The 19524-nt window shown below is 44.3% G+C and carries 17 protein-coding genes; 6 read left to right on the forward strand and 11 right to left on the reverse strand.

The genetic code is table 11. From position 1 onward, the window contains the following. Positions 1-352: 352 nt before the first annotated feature. The 4 genes from V7K15_RS01225 to psaK form a co-directional block, all read right to left on the reverse strand. Positions 353-1273, reverse strand: a complete 921-nt coding sequence (locus V7K15_RS01225; RefSeq protein ID WP_334902285.1) for an energy-coupling factor transporter transmembrane component T family protein — start codon at positions 1271-1273, stop codon at positions 353-355. Positions 1274-1352: 79 nt separating this feature from the next. After that, a complete protein-coding gene (gene der / locus V7K15_RS01230) occupies positions 1353-2723 on the reverse strand; it encodes a ribosome biogenesis GTPase Der (RefSeq protein WP_334902287.1) in 1371 nt (456 codons plus the stop codon). 258 nt (positions 2724-2981) lie between these two features. Next, a complete protein-coding gene (locus tag V7K15_RS01235; protein WP_334902289.1) occupies positions 2982-4178 on the reverse strand; it encodes a site-2 protease family protein in 1197 nt (398 codons plus the stop codon). Between the two features lie 324 nt (positions 4179-4502). Next, positions 4503-4757: a photosystem I reaction center subunit PsaK gene (gene psaK / locus V7K15_RS01240; RefSeq protein WP_292791667.1), complete on the reverse strand. Its 255-nt coding sequence runs from the start codon at positions 4755-4757 to the stop codon at positions 4503-4505. A gap of 121 nt (positions 4758-4878) precedes the next feature. Between psaK and V7K15_RS01245 the strand changes: the two genes are divergently transcribed. Beyond that, entirely contained in the window at positions 4879-5508 is a 630-nt protein-coding gene (locus tag V7K15_RS01245; RefSeq protein WP_334902291.1) for a phosphoribosylanthranilate isomerase, read from the forward strand. A gap of 71 nt (positions 5509-5579) precedes the next feature. Here the strand turns inward: V7K15_RS01245 and folE are convergent, their stop codons facing one another. The 5 genes from folE to V7K15_RS01270 form a co-directional block, all read right to left on the reverse strand. Then, a complete protein-coding gene (gene folE / locus V7K15_RS01250; protein ID WP_334902293.1) occupies positions 5580-6287 on the reverse strand; it encodes a GTP cyclohydrolase I FolE in 708 nt (235 codons plus the stop codon). A 107-nt stretch (positions 6288-6394) separates the two neighbouring features. Then, positions 6395-7120, reverse strand: a complete 726-nt coding sequence (locus V7K15_RS01255; protein ID WP_334902295.1) for an SDR family oxidoreductase — start codon at positions 7118-7120, stop codon at positions 6395-6397. Between the two features lie 355 nt (positions 7121-7475). Next, entirely contained in the window at positions 7476-8456 is a 981-nt protein-coding gene (locus V7K15_RS01260) for an acetyl-CoA carboxylase carboxyltransferase subunit alpha (protein WP_334902296.1), read from the reverse strand. A gap of 97 nt (positions 8457-8553) precedes the next feature. Continuing rightward, complete coding sequence (locus V7K15_RS01265; protein WP_334902298.1) at positions 8554-9573, reverse strand: long-chain acyl-[acyl-carrier-protein] reductase; 1020 nt, start codon at positions 9571-9573, stop codon at positions 8554-8556. Positions 9574-9867: 294 nt separating this feature from the next. Continuing rightward, on the reverse strand, positions 9868-10566 hold the full coding sequence (locus V7K15_RS01270; protein ID WP_334902300.1) for an aldehyde oxygenase (deformylating): 699 nt from the start codon (positions 10564-10566) through the stop codon (positions 9868-9870). A 182-nt stretch (positions 10567-10748) separates the two neighbouring features. Here V7K15_RS01270 and V7K15_RS01275 point away from each other — a divergent pair, with 182 nt between their 5' ends. From V7K15_RS01275 to V7K15_RS01285, 3 genes are all read left to right on the forward strand, one after another. Beyond that, positions 10749-11576 carry a carbohydrate ABC transporter permease gene (locus V7K15_RS01275; protein WP_334902302.1) on the forward strand — a complete coding sequence of 276 codons (828 nt, stop codon included), beginning with the start codon at positions 10749-10751 and terminating at the stop codon, positions 11574-11576. Positions 11577-11698: 122 nt separating this feature from the next. Continuing rightward, positions 11699-12007, forward strand: a complete 309-nt coding sequence (locus V7K15_RS01280; RefSeq protein ID WP_334902304.1) for a hypothetical protein — start codon at positions 11699-11701, stop codon at positions 12005-12007. Positions 12008-12581: 574 nt separating this feature from the next. Next, the gene (locus V7K15_RS01285) at positions 12582-15029 is read left to right on the forward strand and encodes a two-partner secretion domain-containing protein (protein ID WP_334902306.1); all 2448 of its coding nucleotides are present in this window, start codon (positions 12582-12584) and stop codon (positions 15027-15029) included. A 165-nt stretch (positions 15030-15194) separates the two neighbouring features. On the opposite strand, the gene V7K15_RS01290 is transcribed toward V7K15_RS01285, so the two are convergent. Beyond that, positions 15195-16226: a hypothetical protein gene (locus V7K15_RS01290; protein ID WP_334902307.1), complete on the reverse strand. Its 1032-nt coding sequence runs from the start codon at positions 16224-16226 to the stop codon at positions 15195-15197. 161 nt (positions 16227-16387) lie between these two features. On the opposite strand from V7K15_RS01290, the gene moaA reads away from it, so the two are divergent. Next, complete coding sequence (moaA, locus tag V7K15_RS01295; protein ID WP_334902309.1) at positions 16388-17374, forward strand: GTP 3',8-cyclase MoaA; 987 nt, start codon at positions 16388-16390, stop codon at positions 17372-17374. A gap of 66 nt (positions 17375-17440) precedes the next feature. Here the strand turns inward: moaA and rpsD are convergent, their stop codons facing one another. Further along, positions 17441-18049 (reverse strand): 30S ribosomal protein S4, encoded by a 609-nt coding sequence (rpsD, locus tag V7K15_RS01300; RefSeq protein WP_334902311.1) that lies wholly within the window; start codon positions 18047-18049, stop codon positions 17441-17443. Between the two features lie 481 nt (positions 18050-18530). Here rpsD and V7K15_RS01305 point away from each other — a divergent pair, with 481 nt between their 5' ends. Then, entirely contained in the window at positions 18531-19220 is a 690-nt protein-coding gene (locus V7K15_RS01305) for a hypothetical protein (protein WP_334902313.1), read from the forward strand. The last annotated feature ends 304 nt before the right edge of the window (positions 19221-19524 follow it).

The raw sequence follows: 19524 nt of genomic DNA on the forward strand, positions 1-19524 counted from the left end.
AAAATGATAAAATTAAAGTGTGAGTAGGAATAATCATTTGCGCTTTCGCCCTTGGCGTCTCCCCTTGGGAGAAGAAATGTTTTGTAAGTAGTGACCCCTGATTTATCTCGTACCGACACAAGTTGTAGCCCTAGATAAACAAGTAACGGGAAAACATGGAGCGTACCTAACTGGCTTGTGATGAACTCGGAAAGCAGAAGTAATTAAAAAGTAAGCGCAATTGCAATACCTCTCGTACTGGTCAGCCCTGAGCGCAGTCGAAGGGTAGTTGTCTTGAGCGTCTAGGGGGATATTTGACTATCCCTTTTAAGCTAAGTCTTAGAGAATCTGCGCGTCTTTAGACCGCAGAGTGTCAAACCTGAGTTCCGATCGCTAGCCGTATTCCCCAGAATAAGATTAAAGTTGCGATCGCAAGCCAGTCACGCGCTTTTAATCGTAAGTCGTGCCACTGGACTCGATGCTCATTGGGACTGGTAAAACCTCGCACCATCATTGCATTCGCCATTTGATCAGCTCGTAAGAGGAGATTTTCTAACAATCTCTCTGCGACTGTCATCCAAACCTTGAATCCTCCTTTTAATCCTAGCTTTTTCCAATTAATTGCCCTTGTCATCACAGAGCGAAATAAATTTTGCACTTCTTCTAAAACCAGGGGAATAAAGCGCAAGGATAAGGTTAAAGTTAAAGTAATTTCTGTGACAGGCAAGTTGAAGCGTCGCAGGGGTTGCATTAAGCTTTCTATACCAGATGTGATTTCTTCTGGTGCGGTTGTCAGCAGATATAGGTTGGTGCTATAAATTACGGTAAATATAAGTGTACTCAGGCGTACTGCTAAACTCAAAGAGTAGCGAGTCACTTTGACTAGGCCTTTGTGAAATAGCACGTAGCTGTATTTTTTTTGATCGCCTACTTGCTCTTGAACAAGATTATTGGCGTTTGATGGCTGAGTTAATATTTGTTCATTAGCTGGTAGGCGTGACTGATAATCTACACCCATTCCATCAGGACTGATAGCTGCGATCGCGAAGACAAAAAACGATAGCATTAATAGCCAGCCCATTTGCTGCCGCCATACTCGTCGGGGAATTCTCGCAATCAAGGTGGCAATAATTAATAATACCACCAGCAGCACCCGCCAAAAATTATTGGCCAAAACATAGCTTGTTAAAAAGCTCATCAACCAGGCAAACTTGACTCGCGGATCAATTTTATGAAGCCAAGTTTGGGGTTGTTCTAAATAAAGTCCAAGTGGCAGCGATCGCAATAAATCCATTATTTTAGAGTTATCAGTTAAGAGTTAGCAGTTTTGACTTTAACTCATAACTCCTGTACAGATGCGATTAATCGCGTCTCTAACTTATTTTGACGCGAGTTGCTCTATTCACATTACCACTTTCGGCATCACGGACTTTTTTACTCCGCCACAGTAAAATCATTGGCGTGCCTTTAAATCCTAGTTGTTGCCGGAATTGGCGTTCAATGTAGCGGCGGTAGTTGTCGTTGAAGCGTTTGGAATCATTCACAAATAAAGCGATCGTTGGTGGTTGGCTACTTACTTGTGTACCATAATAAATCTTACCCTGACGCCCACCACGGGATGCTGGCGGTGAATGCCAACTAACGGCATCTGTTAAAACTTCGTTAATAACTGATGTGCTGACACGGCGTTTGTGTGATTCCGCCGCCGTTTTTACCAATTCTAGAATCTTTTCTACTCGTTGTCCTGACAAGGCACTCACAAAAATTGTTTCTGCCCATTCGGTAAAATGTAAGCGTGATTGCAGAGTTTTTTCGTAGTCGTAGATTGTGTAAGAGTCTTTTTCGACAGCATCCCACTTATTAACGACGATGATGCAAGCTCGACCTTCCTCGATAATCCGCCCAGCTAATTTTTGGTCTTGCTCGGTGACTCCATCTACAGCATCTATTACTAATAAAACCACATCAGCGCGGCGAATCGCTTTGAAAGCACGGTTAATACTAAAGAATTCTGTGCCGTATTCTATGTGTTTCTTTTTGCGAATGCCTGCGGTGTCAATCAAGCGGTAGGTTTGTCCCTCTCGTTCAATGACGGTATCAATAGCATCGCGGGTTGTGCCAGAAATTGGGCTGACAATTGCCCTCTCTTCCCCGACAAAAGAATTGAGTAAGCTCGATTTGCCCACATTCGGACGTCCCACAATTGCTACTTTGATTTCATTAGTATCTGGGATGTCTTCAATAGCAGGGATGTGATTAATTAACTCGTCGAGTAACTCTCCTGTGCCACTGCCATGAATCGCGGAGATGGGGTAAGGTTCGCCCAATCCCAATTCCCAAAATTCCGCAGCTTGCATTAAGCCTTGTTCTGGGGATTCACATTTATTTACAGCTAGTAGCACAGGTACGGGTTGTTGGCGCATCCATTCGGCTATTTCTAAATCTGCCGATGTGGGGCCTGTTTGACCATCTACCACAAAAATAGCGCCACACGATTCTGCAAGGGCTGTCATTGCCTGTTGGCGAATCAGTGGTAAAAATTCGGTATCATCATTAAAGACTAGACCACCAGTGTCTACTACTAAAAATTCCCGACCATTCCAGAAAGCTGGTAGATAAGTGCGATCGCGTGTCACTCCCGGTTCATCATGGACAATCGCCGTTTGTTCCCCGGCGAGTCGATTAACCAGGGTGGATTTGCCCACATTTGGGCGTCCGATAATTGCAACAATTGGCAGTGCCATAAAACCAGGGTGAGTGAGAGGTGTAGTATATCACGTACTTACATTTTACTCACTTTAAACTTGAAGTTTTAATAATTTCACAATCATCTGCAAAGATGCCTACGACGGGCTGTATGGCGATCGCCATACTTTAAAAAATAAAAAAGGTAGGAAATCCTACCTTTTACCCAAAAAAAGCATTTTGTAACCAAATACCAATTTAAATATCACACACTCTTTTGACAAATCTATTGCAAAACTATGACGAGTGTATGACGTTTAATTTGTAATTGATTTCGCTATTACTCCCAGTTGCAACCCAGGCGGATAACTAGCTTCTTCTTTAATCCGCTTAATTTCAGCATCCGTTATTCGCAAATTTAACTTTTGTGCCAACGATCGCACAATATCTCCCCGATCAATTATCCCAGCTACAGCGCCAGCCGGAGAAAGTACGGTAATTCGAGGTAACTGCTCATTTTCTAGCTTGTTAATTACCTCAGCGATCAATGTTGATTCCGTAACGGTAGGTATTTCTGTCAAGGGATGCACAATGCTGTGTAAAGTTTCGGTTTCCCATTGACTCCTTTGAGTTAAACGAAAATCGTCAATGGAAACTAGACCCCGATAACGTCCATCAGAAGCAGCAAAATAAACCTGTGAAGGAGCGGTTTCCAACAGGTATAAATCGGCAAAGGAGCGCAATGTCTGGTCAGCATCAATTACCCGAAACTCACGCGTCATGGCATCAGCCGCCGTTACCTTGAGTAGACTTTCTTGCAATGTAGTCATGCTGTCATAGCTGTTGGCGTTGCGGACAGCAAACCAACCTAACAGCGCCATCCACAAACCAGTTACTAACTCCCTTGTCAATAAATCTACAACAAATCCGGAAGCGATCGCACCATAACCCAAAATTTGCCCCGCCTTTGCAGCCCAGTGTACGGCTTGAAAGCGATTACCTGTTATTTGCCATAGTGCTGCTTTTAACACTTGTCCTCCATCTAGAGGTAAGCCGGGAATCATGTTAAATAGAGCCACAACCAAGTTAATTCTTGCCAAATCTCCAACCATAACACTCACTGGACTCGTATCCGGGATCACAGTAGCTCCCAGCTGGAGTAGGAAAAATAGGATGATACTCACCAAAGGTCCAGCGATCGCTACTTGAAAGGCTTTGGCTGGAGTTTTAGATTCTTCTTCAATAGCAGCAATCCCGCCAAACATAAATAGGGTAATTGAATTAACTCTAATGCCTTGCGATCGGGCAACCAAGCTATGACCCAATTCATGTAACAATACCGAACCAAACAGCAGCAGTGCCATAACTATTCCAGCACTCCAAGCTATAACATTCCCCCATTCTTGATAAGCTACCCCAAAGTTGAGAGTTGCCAACCCTAAAATCACAAACCACAACGGGTCTAAAAATAGGGGAATTCCAAATAAAGACCCAATTTTCCAATTTGTTTGCATTACATTGTCCTAACACTAGATATCGCCAGTAGTTTTTATACTGAGATACTACACATAGTCCTATACACATTTATATTGAGCATCAATTCGGTACTGCCGAGTCACAAAATGCTCTTATTTCTAGAATAGACAATTAATGCCTGTGAGCAAAACTCTACCAGAGTGGGAAGAAAACGAGGGGACGCAGTGACGCAAAGAAAGTATTTGAGAATTTTTCCGCGTCACTGTTTCCCCGCGTCTTCTTGAGTAGTCAGAAAGAAAAATCAGATTTAGGAGTTTTGTATTGATTGCGACGTTACAACTAACGCCTTTGTCATTGCAAAACTACAAACGACCAATGTTAGTCAGTCCTAAAACGATGCCAACGCCGATAATGTGACCGAAAGCCATCGCCGCGACGAATGTTGGAATACTGATCGGCAGGATAGGGAACTTGGGACCAACTAGGGGTTTTTCAATCCTAGTACTTAGCAAAACGACTACTAAGCTGCTGAGGCTGATGATCAGCGCCACTGTGGGATTCCACGCAGGGGTTGCGGGAACGGATGCAGGTACTGCTAGCAAAATAGATGAAATCAAGTTTTTGTCTCCTGAATGGAAAAGTTAATCTAGACCTACAAGATTATAAAATTAGAAAGCCCAAAAGTTTTTGAGATAGTTTAGACTTTTCTAATAATTATTTTAAATGTGTCAGATTTCCATGCGCGTTAAGATTTGCGGCATCACTCAACCACAGCAGTCTATAGCGATCGCCTCTCTGGGCGCAACTGCACTAGGATTTATTTGTGTACCAACCTCACCTCGCTATGTGACTACATCCCAAATTCGGGCAGCAGTGGCAGAACTCCCGGCAAATATTGACACAATTGGTGTTTTTGCCAACGCTAATATCCCCGAAATCAGTCAGATAGTTGTTGATTCGGGGTTGACTGGTGTCCAGTTACACGGTGATGAATCAGCAGATTTTTGCTCCCAATTACGTCAAGCTTTACCCAATGTCGAAATTCTTAGAGCACTGAGAATTGGTAGTCCTGAGCATCTTGACACAGCGATCGCTTACACAAAATACGTAGATACTTTACTGCTTGACGCTTACCATCCGCAACAACTTGGTGGTACAGGCAAAACCTTAGATTGGAGAATGCTAGAGCAATTTAACCCCAATTGCCCTTGGTTTTTAGCTGGAGGATTAACAGCAGATAATATTGTAGAAGCTTTAAATCAGGTTAGTCCTAGCGGCATTGATTTATCTAGTGGTGTGGAACGTTCACCTGGAGATAAGGATTTAGATAAGGTAGCCAAGTTATTTGAGAAATTGGGGAGTAGGTAGGGAGTAGGGAGTAGGGAGCAAACAAATAATTATTATTCCCATTCATCCCCCTACTCCCTACTCCCCATTCCTTAAAAAAATCCTGATTGGTGGCGAATCAAGTTAAAAAATTCTTCGCGGGTTTTGTGTTCCTCTTGGAACACACCAACCATTGCGCTAGTGACAGTCCAAGAACCTGGTTTTTGAACCCCCCGCATCACCATGCACATATGGCTAGCTTCCATCACTACGGCTACGCCTTGAGGTTCTAGAATGGTCTGAATTGCTTCGGCAATTTGGCGGGTTAACCTCTCCTGGACTTGCAAACGACGGGAATACATCTCCACAATTCGGGCTAGCTTACTCAATCCCACAACTTTTTGGTTAGGGATATAAGCAACGTGGGCTTTACCCATAAATGGCAGCATATGGTGTTCGCACAGACTAAAGAAATTAATATCTCTAACCAGTACCATCTCACTATGCCCTTCATCAAAGATGGCATCGTTAACGAGTTCTTCAAGGGATTGGTTGTAGCCACTGGTAAGAAACCGCATTGCCTCGGCCACTCGCTTGGGTGTTTTGAGGAGTCCTTCGCGTTCGGGGTCTTCGCCAACTCCCAATATTAGTGTCCGCACGGCGTCCTTCATTTCTTCCATCTGTTCCTCTTTTGGCTGGAACAAATCCGCTTCTCGCCCGTTATGAGTATTGCGATCGGGTCTAGGAGTTATGGCTTCTGCCAAGTCTGGATTCAGAGGCGATTGAGAACTATTTGAACCGTTGGAACTAACGATAGTCATGATTCAGTCTTGGTTATGGTTTGAATTTAGTTATGAGTTATGAGTTATGAGTTATGAGTTAAAAATTCTAATTCCTAACTCCTAACTTTTAACTCCTAACTTCGCAATTAGAGTGCGCCAGCACTGGGCATCAGGGTTAATTCATCAATAACTGCCTGTTGTGGTAACAGAACTGTGTAGAGAATTGACTCAGCCACAATTTCCGGGGTTAACATTTTGGAACGGTCTAAGTTGGCATGGACTGTTTCTGTGTCCCAAAGTTCGGTATTGACTGCGCCCGGACAGATAGCTGTTACCCGAATGCCGTGAGTGCGTTCTTCTTGTGCCAGGGTTTGAGAGAGGGCAATCAAACCAGCTTTGCTGACGCTGTATGCTCCCCAACCGGGAAACGGTTGCTTGGCGGCTATTGAGGCGACGTTGATTATTGTGCCTGTGCCCCGATCGCGCATTGAAGGCAAAATCCCCAGAATGCACTGAAACACACCAGTCAGATTCAAGTCAATTACCTGCTGCCAGTCCTCTAGGGGAGTTTCGCTCAAACTACCTGTATAGCCGATGCCAGCATTGTTTACCAGAATGTCTATATCACCAAAGTCAAGAGCGATCGCTTGGATCTTTTCTTTTACTTGTGACAGCCGCGCTAAATCTACAGCGTAAGCTTTCGCTTCTACCCCGGTATGCTGTAGAGCTTCTCTTACAGCCTCCAACTTATCCAAAGAACGGCTGACTAAAGCGACATCTATTCCCGCTTTTGCAAAGGTTAAAGCCGTTGCTTTCCCAATTCCACTACTTGCCCCAGTAATCAGGGCGCGTCGTTTTTGCTCAACACTCATGGTGTCTCCCAATTTTTTGGCAGTTCCTAAAGCCTATTACCAACCAATTATTCACACTTCTCGGCTTGGTATAGATTAAAGGAATCTAAAAATCTGATGATTTTCATTAAGTAACTGCTATAATATAGTGCAATAGTCGGCAGATTGTAGGTTTTACCAGTGAAGACAACAAATCATCGCCGGGTAAATCACGCCGTACACTCAAATTAAATTACTTAATAGTAGAAAACCCACTCAATCAAATTGAGTAGATTTGCCGAAAATGCAAATGCCTATGGCTAGATTGTTAAAAATCTTTAAGCACATAGGCAATTATAGCATTTCTGCTCTGCTAATCAATTATTATGCAATGCCGTTAGTGGGCAACTTCTGTAAAAACACCAATTTTGCGGAATTTTTCATAGCGCAGTTGGCGGCGTTCTGGAGAGGTTAAACGATTGAGTTCGTCCAAATTTTCTAGCAGCACTTGTTTGAGAGTGGTAGCGGCTTTTAAAGGATCAGAATGAGCGCCACCAGTGGGTTCAGGCAGTATTTGGTCGATAATTCCCAACTTTTTCAGGTCGTGGGAAATAATTTTCAGAGCAACGGCGGCTTGGGGAGCCTTACCAGCATCTTTCCACAAAATGGCGGCACAGGCTTCGGGAGTGGCGACAGTATAAACGGAGTGTTCAAACATCAGTAGGCGATCGCCTACGCCAATACCGAGTGCGCCACCAGAACCACCTTCACCAATGACTGTGCAGATAATTGGCACATCTAAGCAGAACATTTCCCGCAAGTTGTAAGCGATCGCTTCTCCTTGACCTTGGTGTTCTGCTTCCACCCCAGACCAAGCTCCTGGCGTGTCGATAAAAGTTAGTATCGGCATACTAAACTTGTTAGCGTGTTCCATCAACCGCATCGCCTTGCGGTAGCCGCCAGGGTAAGGCATTCCAAAGTTACGGGCAATATTGTCTTTGGTATCTCGACCTTTTTGATGACCCAACATCACCACAGGTTGCCCACTCAGACGACCGACACCACCAACTAAAGCCGGATCATCACCACCACAGCGATCGCCATGCAATTCCATCCATTCATCGCTAATAGCCTGGATGTAATCGAGAGTACTGGGGCGACGCGGATGACGAGCGACTTGCAATCGCTGGGACGGGGATAGACTAGTGAAAATTTCCTCACGCAGTTGCATAGCGCGTGCTTCTAGTTGCCGAATTTGACCAGAAACATCGACACTATTTTCTTCTGCAAGTTGCCGAATTTGATCAATTCGGGTTGCGAGTTCTGCTAAGGGTTTTTCAAAATCTAACAGTAGCGGTTTACGCTCGGTAGTTGCCATCGTAGGGATTATGAATTACGAGTTATGAGTTTTTCAGAGTGGGGAGAGACGCGATTAATCGCGTCTGTACAAATGACCAATGACCAATGACTAATGACTAAACCAACAGTGGTCTAAATCCATGTTTTAGTGATACCCGACCAATCTGCTCCATTTTGTCTACGGTAATCTGATTCCGTCCCCAGGAAAAGTTCGTGTATAACTTCTCAAATTCCAGCAGCATTGATTCGGCAAAACAAGCAAACAACTGGCGGGCTGGCACGTCCATATTGACGATTTTCATAATTTTCCAGTCAATATCCAGGGAATGCTCTACAATCCCACCATTTAACACGTATACACCAGGATGCTGAATTTTCGTCGCTAAGTTTTTAGGATAGCCACCATCAATCAACAAACAGGGTTGTTTCAAAGTGGTAGGGTCAATTTCCACGCCTTTGGGCATACTGGCAACCCAAACTACAATATCAGCTAGGGGCAGTGCTTCTGTCAAACCCATGATTTTTCCCCGCCCCAGTTCGCCTTGCAATTCTTTGAGACGTTCTTGATCACGAGCTATCAACAGGAGTTCTTTGACATCTGTTCTTGCATCTAGCCAGCGTGTAACTGCACTACCAATATCCCCAGTTGCGCCACATATAGCAACAGTGGCGTTTGATAGATCAATTCCCAGTTGTTTTGAGGCTTCTTCCACCTGCTTACAAATAATGTAGGCAGTATGCGTGTTTCCTGTGGTGAAGCGTTCAAACTCTAGTTTAATGTTGCGGACTTGGCTAAACTGCTCTAACTTAAAGTTTTCAAAAATAATTGAGGAAAATCCGCCTAAAGCTGTGATGTTAATGCCATGCTTCTGTGCATGGGCCATAGCGTTGAGGACTTTGCGCGTTGCGGCTTTGATGCGGCGACTTGCTAGCATCTCCGGCAAAAAGCAAGATTCTACATACCGTCCTTCAATTTTTTGCCCAGTGATGCTGGTGACAATAATCGTATCGACAATTTGCGGCGGGGCGCTGCACCAAAAGTCTAGCCCTTGATCGGCATATTCTGGGTATCCCAATTCTTGAGCTACCGCTTGAGCGTGTTCTAAACTAGAGAGATGTCCAATTAGACCAAACATGTATTGATTATTAAGCTTATGCTGTCTTGAGCGTGTGGAATTTAGTAGAGTTAAGAGTTGGGAGTTAGGAGTTCTGAGTTCTGAATTTTAACTAATGAGCAACGCCAGTTGCTTCTCCCTACAGCCCTTCTCCTAAAGGAGACGCTAGGCGAACGGGCATCCTACGGCAGGCGCTAACCTCTCCCAAAGAGAGCAGGGGAGACGCTGCTGTGTAGCTTGCTTCTCCAAAGGGGTGGCAAGTCGGCAGAACCGCCCAAAGCACTGGCTCCTCAGCACTCGTTACTCAGCATTTTTTTAAGCGGCGGTGAGTCCGTAGGCTGACAAGCGCATAATATCGCGTGTTGTGAAACCGATATTACTTAATGCTTCACCGTACTGAATCATAAAGGCTTCTACCAAAGCATCTTTTTCCATTGCCATTGTGTGGGCATCACCCTCTACTTGGTTGAGCATTCTCCAGACGATGGGTAGGTTCTGGCGGTTTGCTTGTTCTAGTTCAGCTTTGGATTCTGTAAAGTGTTCTTTCAACCAAACTTCTCCAAAGTTGAGGTGGCTATATTCTTCTTTTACTACTCCCTCAGTGATTTTACGGGCAAAATCGTCGGCGACGTTGATATAATTTTCGTATGCTGCGATCGCAAAACATTCGATAATTAAAGATTGAATCAACAGACAAGTTACGACCTTTCCTTCCGCCGCCGCTATTTGGAAATTTTGGTCTAGTCCAGAGAAAAACTCCTTGGCAAATTGCAAATCTGGGGTGACTTGCAAATTGCGCCCACAAGCTTCAAATCCTTTCTTATGGCGACTTTCCATCTTGGATAGGCTAATCAATTCATCATGAGATTCCGGCAGCAGTTGGGCTAGTGTGATGTAATTTTCGTGGGCTTCTTGTTCCCCTTCAATCACGATCGCATTAATCCGGCTATAAGCATCTTTGTATGTTTCGCTCTTGAAATCTAATTCTTTAAATTGGTCTGCTAGCTGCTGCATGGTATGTTTACTCCTGTAAACTTGAATTAATTATTTGACACCACGATTCAATTTACCCTATGAACTGAGGGTAATAATCACTGTGCTTTAATTTAACTTAACAAGTAACTATGTTTATAGATTAACTGTTGCTGAGGGCGATGTTCTACTACTAGGGAAACAAATACTTTGCAGATCAAATTATGTCCAAACCAAACCCGAATCTGAAATCTGGCGATTTTTTGAGTCTAGTAGTGTTACTGCTAGGGGCATTTATCGTTCTTTTACCTCTGTTTGTGGTCTTTCTTACCTCCTTTGCACCGACGGCCGCCAGCCCAGAAAATTTGTTCAAAAATAACTGGTCTTTAGCTAATTACCGCGTTGCATGGCAACAGGGAAAATTTTTGCTGGCGTTTGCTAATTCTACCTTGGTAGCGATCGCGGTGACGGCGTTTCAGATTGTCACTTCTGCTTTAGCGGGTTACGCCCTCGCACGGCTGAAGTTTCGGGGACGCCAAGCCCTGCTATTAGTCGTTTTAGCAACTTTGGTGATTCCCTTTCAGTTATTGGTGATTCCCATCTTTTTGGTTTTGAAGTGGGGACACCTGATAAATACCTATGGGGCGCTGATTTTACCCACGGCTGTCAACGGCTTTGGGATTTTCTTATTACGTCAATATTTCCAGACAATTCCCGTGGAGTTAGAGGAAGCCGCGGCCATCGATGGGGCGAACCGACTACAAATTTTGTGGCGGGTGATGTTACCTTTAGCGCGTCCGGCATTGGTAACGCTGTTTTTGTTCACCTTCATCGGTGAGTGGAATGATTTGTTTAAGCCTTTGGTGTTTACGACACGTCCCGAATTAAGGACGGTGCAGCTAGCGTTGGCTGAGTTTCAGGAACAATTTACGAATAATTGGCCTTTGATGATGGCGGCAGTGACGATCGCCACAGTTCCAGTGATGGTATTATTTCTCATCGGTCAACGTCAGTTTATTCAGGGTATTGCCACGACGGGGATTAAAAATTAGCGGTGAGTGGAAGCCCACCTGAGATTAAAATTTAAGCATTAAATTTTGTGACAGTATGCGAAATTCTTACTAGCCAACCTGAATCAATAATTATATACATCCTGTAGGAAATGGAAACAGTCATGAACCCTGAAACATTACAGCAGTTACAAGACGAGATTCAAGAGAAACTGCTTGAAAGCCTTCATAACGCTGACTTATACGCAGTGCTTGAGAAATACGGGGTATTAGAAGATAGATCTCTGATAGTTCAGTGGGAGTGCAATCTTGACCTAAATAAAATCAAATCTGGTGATGCAGTTGATGAACAGCAACCTAATGAATTATTACCAGCCAACTCAGGACGCCCAGGACAGGGAATTGTCCTAATGCAAAAATCATGGTGTATCCCTTGCCCTTCAACTGGCAGCCAAGTCGGTTGTAACTGCTAAGGAACGTGGATTAAATAAAATGCAAAACTTCATCCTGTCTCTAGCCTCCCTCTCCTTATAAAGGAGAGGGATTGAGGGTGAGGTAAGCCAAGGACATAAGAGGCTCGATAGGGTTGGCGTAGCTTCTAGTAGAGAAATGTGACTGTGTGTTGCGTCGGAAACCTGCACAACGCACTGGTTCCCTTAGAGGTTGTTTGAAAAGTGGTTGGCTGTGATTTTAGGTACTAGTTGATCCCCCCTAACCCACGCCAGACGCTCATGGGGGAAACCCCCTGTTCCCGCGCTGGCTCCCCTTAAAAAGGGGGGAACCAGAATTAAAGTCCCCCAATTTATCGGGGGATTTAGGGGGATCTAAAACGTTTTGCTACCGAGAAGAGGACTTTTCAAACATCCTCTTACAGGAATTTTATTTTTACTTTATAAATGATCCCTAAAAAGTTTATTCTAATGAGTATAAAAATGCTGAACTTTGCATTTACTAGTTAGGCTACAGAGAGAATCTCAAGTATCCCTATACCTAATTAGCAAGGAGCAGTATTTCAATATACTTTTATATTTTGGGTGTAAGTTTGTCATGCCTCGATACCGAAGCAGTTGGTACTGGGAGTTAGGGATAGTGAGTACTTTAGCAATTGCTGGAGTGCTGACTTTCTTTGAGAGTTTTGCCTTAGCCCAAATACAAAAAGATGGCACACTTGGATCTGAAAGTTCAATCATTACACCAAAGCTAATTGATGGTCAGCCTATAGACCAGATTGATGGCGGGGCAGTTCGTGGAACAAATTTGTTCCACAGCTTTGAACAGTTTTCTGTCTCTGCGGGAAGGACAGCCTATTTTAACAATCCAATAGATATTCAAAATATTATCAGTCGGGTGACAGGCAATTCTATTTCTAATATAGATGGCATTCTGAAAGCTAACGGCGCAGCCAACCTGTTTCTGATTAATCCTAACGGCATTGTTTTTGGGCCAAATGCTTCTTTAAATATCGGCGGTTCATTTGTAGCTAGTACCGCGAGTAGCTTGAACTTTGCTGATGGTATAAAGTTTAGTGCTACATCTCCTCAAACTACACCCCTGCTGACAGTAAGTGTTCCCATTGGTTTACAATTTGGAACAACTGCGGCTCCTATCCGCAATCAATCCCAAGCAGAACCAGATGGCGCAGTTAATATCTTTGGAGATGGCGTTGGTCTACAGGTGCAGCAAGGCAAAACCTTGGCACTTATAGGTGGTGATATCACGCTAGATGGGGGAAATATCACAGCAGAGCACGGAAGGGTTGAGTTAGGAAGCGTCGCTGGTAATAGTCTGGTCAGTTTAAGTCCAACGAACCAAGGTTGGGCATTTGGATATGAAGGTGTTCAAAATTTCCAGAACATCGAATTAATCAAATCGAACCAAATTTCATCTACCATCGATACTCATGGAGAGGGTAACAGCAATGTCCAGATGCAAGGCAAACTTGTGCGGATAGCTGGCAGTAACGTAATTCTAGTTTATCCCTTCCAAGATCAATCAGCAGGAAATTTGACAGTAAATGCCTCAGACTCTGTACTAGTTGAGAAAGATGCATTACTGCTTACTCAGAGTTTTTTGACTGGAAACTCTGGAAACATAAATGTTACTACTAAAAAGTTGGTGGTCAGAGATGGAGCGCAATTGCAGGGGCAATTGACCATAAACGCCTCAGATTCCGTGGAACTAATCGGCGGCACCTCCATTGCTCCCTTGCCAGATCGTAGTGATTTAATATCCAGTGGATTATTTAGTGCAACTTATGACAATAAAGATGCTGGCAGTATCACAATTAATACTCGAAAGTTGCGTATCGAAGGAGGGGCAAGTATAACAACAAGCTCTGAGAGTATATATAACAATACTGCTAACCAAATTAAACTAGCTACAGGAAAAGCAGGAAATTTGACGGTGAACGCCTCTGAGTCCGTAGAACTAATTGGAACCTCACCAAATGGTTCTAAGGTCAGTGGCTTGTTTTCTAGAACTGAAGGGTATGGAGATGGCGGCAACTTGACGGTAACGACAGGGCAATTGATTATCCAGAATGGGGCTGCAATTTCTGTGAGCAGCCAAGCTGAAAATAAGGTAAGAAGTTACGGAGATCCAAATAAGTTAGGGAAACCAGGCCAAATAAATATAACCGCTCGGTCCATACTTCTGGACAACAAAGGAGAACTCACATCTAATAGTGAGTTAGGTCGAGGCGGGAATATTACGCTACAGGTGGGGGACTTATTACTGATGCGCCGCGAAAGTAAAATAACCACTAACGCAGGTACGACAGGGCTTAGTGGAGATGGCGGTAATATCACCATCAAAGCACCTAATGGCTTCATCGTCGCTCCTCCCTTGGGAAATAGCGATATCACCGCCAATGCCTTTTCTGGCTCTGGTGGTAAAATTGCAATCACTGCTAAAAACATCTTTGGGTTTGTGCCCCGCACTCGTGCAGAGGTAGAGAGACTTGATCCAAAGGAAATCAACGTGAATAACCTGATAACAAGTGACATTACGGCATTTTCTCAGCAAAACCCTTTATTAAGTGGCACTGTACAAATCAACTCACCAGATGTTGACCCTAGTAAAGGATTAGTGCAATTACCCATAAATCTGGTTGATGCTTCGCAGCAAATTGTTGCCGGTTGTAATACTGGTGGAAAAATAGCCAGGAGTTCATTTATTGCGACTGGGCGTGGAGGACTAGCACCCGATCCCACCGAGCCATTGATAGCTGATGATGCGGTGCTAGCAGATTGGATTACACTGGAACCAGAGAGTAAGAATCGTGCCGGCGCTATTCAGAAAAGAGTGGTTGTTCACAAGCAGCGAAACACAGAAGAAAAATCACAAAAAGTTAATTTTGTCAATGAACCTACTCAAATTGTGGAAGCCCAAGGGTGGGTTATAGATGCCAATGGAAACGTGGTTTTAGTTGCTCAAGTACCCACTGGGTCGCCCCATAACTCCTCACTCGTTGCTACATCTTGCGCTGCTAATTAGAATTTGAGACATGGTAGTTTTAACACGGCTAGTGTTAAAACTACCATCCCTAAAACCTCAGTTTTGCATTGCTTTCTCGCCCTGAAACTTTATCCCCAGTGAGGGGAGAGAGGAGAGCAGGGGAAGCAGGGCGAGAATAATTCTTCACTCCACATTCCCCATTTCCTAACTCGTTTCCTGAATTTGCAAACGAATAGTATGTTCAGTCGCACCACTAAGTTGCAATTCCATGATTTCACCACCCAGAGGCTCCAAGCAAGTGAGGAGCGATCGCAAGTTGGGTGTACTTGCGCCAGTATCCACATATAATCGATCTGCTAAATTACTGATCCGTTTCCAAGTCATGTAAAGTTTAGCGATCGTTTGTTCCATCTGCGATGCTTGATTCACCAAATCAGCAGCTATGCTCAAACAGCCGACTCTTTGTGCTTCTTCTAAGGCTGTTTCAATATCAACATCTTCTTGCGTCAGCGCCTGAACTTGAGCCGCCCCTTTGAGATATTTCGCCAAGTTACGCGCTTCGGTAGTTACCTGTTTCAGGGTATCCACATCGGGGTTAGCAGCAATTTCCTTTTGGATAAACTTTTGGTGCGATTCTGGCAGTTTTTCCATTTCCTTCACCAGTGGGGCGATGTAGCGTGGAGGAAGGGTGTTATCTGCGGCTTTTTCCTTGACTGCTTCGGGTAGTAAATCTGAGGACATGGCTGTCCATTCATCGCTGAGTTGACGCACTTCCCGCCTAGTGATGCGATCGCCTTTTTGTGCGGCTTCACTCACCATCTGTTGCACTTCGGGGGATGCTTTGGAGGTTTCGATAAATGCCCGTTTGCTGAAGTTGTTCACAGATCCGGGGTCAAGTTTACCGTCTTCAATCAGAGTATCGGCACTATTCGCCAGTTGAATCCAGGAGTATGCTTGACTCTTGCTGATTTCCCGCTCTTTTAGCCATCGCAGAAAGCCAGTACCGCGTCCGTCACCACCAATTTTCTCTCTATCGCGGATCGCCCGTAAGATTCGCCCCCGCCAGATTTCAGTTTGCAGATCAAAGCGATCGCATACCTGCCAAGCTATTTCTAGCTGCTGTTGAAAATCTGACTCTAGAATCTGTTCATCTTCTGGATCGGGCAGTTCAAAGCTGATATCTGCTGGCTGTTGCAAAGCAGCAGCAAGGTCGTTGATGGAGTCGGTATCTTGCACGATTGATGACTAACTAGTGGATGCGATCGGCTTATTATGCCACAATCTGTAGATTCTAACCTAAGAGGTGGTGCGGTATCTTGAATTACAGCAAAATGGTAGAAAGGGGTAAACTACCTCAGCAAAGTCTTTAATTGCTCGAAGACAATAAAAATAAAACGATGAACCAGGTAGACTACCTCCGCATTAGCTTAATCGATCGCTGCAATTTTCGTTGTCAATACTGTATGCCAGAGGGAGTAGAACTGGACTATATCCTTAAGCAACAAATGCTGACTGATGAGGAACTGCTCACCCTAATTCAAGAGGTATTTATTCCAGTTGGCTTTACCCGGTTTCGTTTAACTGGGGGTGAACCCTTATTACGTCCGCGTGTGGTGGATTTGGTCGGCGCGATCGCAACTCTCCCCCAAACTCAAGACCTCTCAATGACCACCAACGGGTTTTTGCTGGCTCCGATGGCACAAAACCTCTACAATGCTGGTCTGCGACGAATTAATATTAGTCTGGACTCTCTTGATCCCGACATTTTTGATCAAATTATCGGTAATCAAGGGCGTTCTCGTTGGCAACAAGTTTGGCAAGGGATTCAAGCAGCCCATCACGTCGGATTCGACCCACTGAAGCTGAATGTGGTGGTGATTCCTGGCGTAAACGACCACGAAGTTCTCAATTTAGCCGCCCTGACACTTGACAAACAGTGGCACGTGCGATTTATTGAGTTTATGCCTATTGGTAATGTGCATTTGTTTGGCGATCGCGGTTGGGTATCTTCAGCCGAGTTACGACAACAAATTTGCGATCGCTGGGGCTTGACAGAATCCCAAGTTCGTGGTGCTGGACCTGCTGATGTCTTTCAAATTCCCGGTGCGAAGGGGACACTGGGATTTATTAGTCAGATGTCAGAATGTTTTTGCGATCGTTGTAATCGGATGCGCCTGAGTGCCGATGGCTGGCTGCGTCCTTGTTTATTGAATGAAACTGGTCAAATAGATTTAAAAACTGCTCTGCGTTCTGGTATCAGCACCACTCAATTACAAGAGCAAGTCAGGCATTTATTAGGAATTAAGCCAGAAATTAACTTTAAAGAACGCGATTCTGGCATTTTAGGTACATATACCCGCACCATGTCGCAAATTGGGGGTTAGTCATTAGTCATTGGTCATTTGTCCTTTGCAAATAACTAGGGACAAATGACTAAGGACAAATGATTATTACGCTTGTCGTGAGTAGTATTCCACCACAAGTAGTTCATTAACTTGTAATGCCACCCATTCGCGCTCAATAACGCTGTTAACTTTACCAACCAACTTAGTTTTGTCAAACTCCAAATGACTGGGAAGGTTAGCCAAACCTGGATATTGTAAGTTAGTTTCCACCATTTTCCGTGATTGTACCCGATCCCTGACCGCAATTACTTCACCAGGACGGCATTGGTAGCTGGCAATATTCACCACACGACCGTTAACAGTTATGTGACTGTGATTAACCAGTTGACGAGCTCCTGGAATAGTCGGGGCAATACCCAAGCGGAAAACGGTATTATCCAAACGCATTTCTAGCAATTGCAGCAGCACTTGTCCGGTAGAACCAGTAACACGTCTGGCTTTCCGCACATAGCGCAGCAATTGCTTTTCAGTCAAACCGTAGTTGAAGCGGAGCTTTTGCTTTTCCTCTAGACGGATAGCATACTCAGAGCGCTTCTTGCGGTTCTGACCATGCATACCAGGTGGGTAAGCGCGTCTGGCGCTTTTACGAGTCAATCCTGGTAAGTCGCCCAAGCGACGGACAATTCTGAGGCGTGGCCCTCTATATCGGGACATGAGTTTCCTTAATCTAATCCTGTTTAAACTTTACCCAAACATTCCATTTTGACATTCCCCTGATCAGAAATCAGGGAATTCTTGGTTTTTTGAGGCTGCTTGCCTTGGTATGACGTATCATACCAATGTAGAGGCATCAATTGCGCTAGTTGCTTTAAGTCGGTAGAGCCGACGCACTGGCTTCCAAGCCTGAATTCCGACGTGCCCCGCCGTACTCCTGCCAATAAGTTTTTTGTGTTTATTTAGTTTCGTAGGCTACTCAATCATCAGATTGGTTTACGCAGTATTCTTACTCGGAAATACTTTTTACGTTGCCTACTTATCATTCAAACAGTTATATTAGCACAATTTTCGACATAATTAATTATGTATATACTTTACTCCCGCCAAAATTCTTTGATTGCAGAGGATTTTAAAATAATTTTTTTAAAATAATATTTGAGTTAGCATAACGTTGGGTGTTTGGAGAATGGCAATATCAATGAGCAAAAAAGTGGTTAGCAAAGGTAAGAACGAACAAGTCAGTTCCACCTCCAGGATTCTAATAGTACCAGTTTTGGCTATAGCTGGATGGTTAACAACGATCTTGCCGAATGTGGCTGTTGCTGCCTCTTACAGCAATGATTATAGTGTTTGTGCGGGTCGCCTTTTGAGCGTGGGTGTCACGGCAGAAGCGGCATCACAAGGTTGTGCAAAGGCACTACGTCCAAGGGATTTGGCTGCTTGCGTGGTTAAAATTGAAAAGCAGACCCAAATTGCCGCGACAGATGCGCTTTCTACTTGTGGAAAAGCCCGGCGTCCTGAGGAGTTAGCTACCTGTGTAGTCGGCGTCAGCTCTAGTACTCAGGAAGCAGTTAATCCCGCAGCTTTAGATTACTGTGGCCGTAGTTTGTTGCCCGTGCGCTTTGGTCAGTGTGTGGTTGGCTTCCATAGTAGTAAAATCGACCTTCCTGCTACCCAGATATTGGAAACTTGTATCGATGCTAGTGATAGCGTTATCGGTGCTTCATCTTCCTCTACACCGCCGAGTATAATTCCTACCGGATCAAGTCCAAGTATCGAGACAAACCCAGTTCCAACGCAGCCGATTATTCCAACGCAGCCGATTATTCCAACGCAGCCGATTATTCCAACGCAACCGATTATTCCAACGCAACCGGGCACTAATTAAATTTCAGTGCTTTTTAACTCATCCCCCGGCTTGAAGCCGGGGGATTTCGAGTCATTAGTCATTCATTAGTACCAATGACTAATGACTTTGGAAGCAGGCGGCTATTCCGGACACCCAAGAATGTTGGGATGGGATTCCCGCCGATTTTCGGTAATTGACTGAAAATACAGGTTAATTTTTTGTAGGGTAGGCATTGTAATGCCCACCCTACTATCACTAGAGCGACAATATTTATATAAAATCCGCTATAATTTCCTTCTGCTTGCAAATTATGCAAACTAAATACTTAAACTTAACAATACAA

This window comes from Nostoc sp. (assembly GCF_036919815.1).
In the GTDB taxonomy this organism is placed as follows: Bacteria; Cyanobacteriota; Cyanobacteriia; order Cyanobacteriales; family Nostocaceae; genus Nostoc.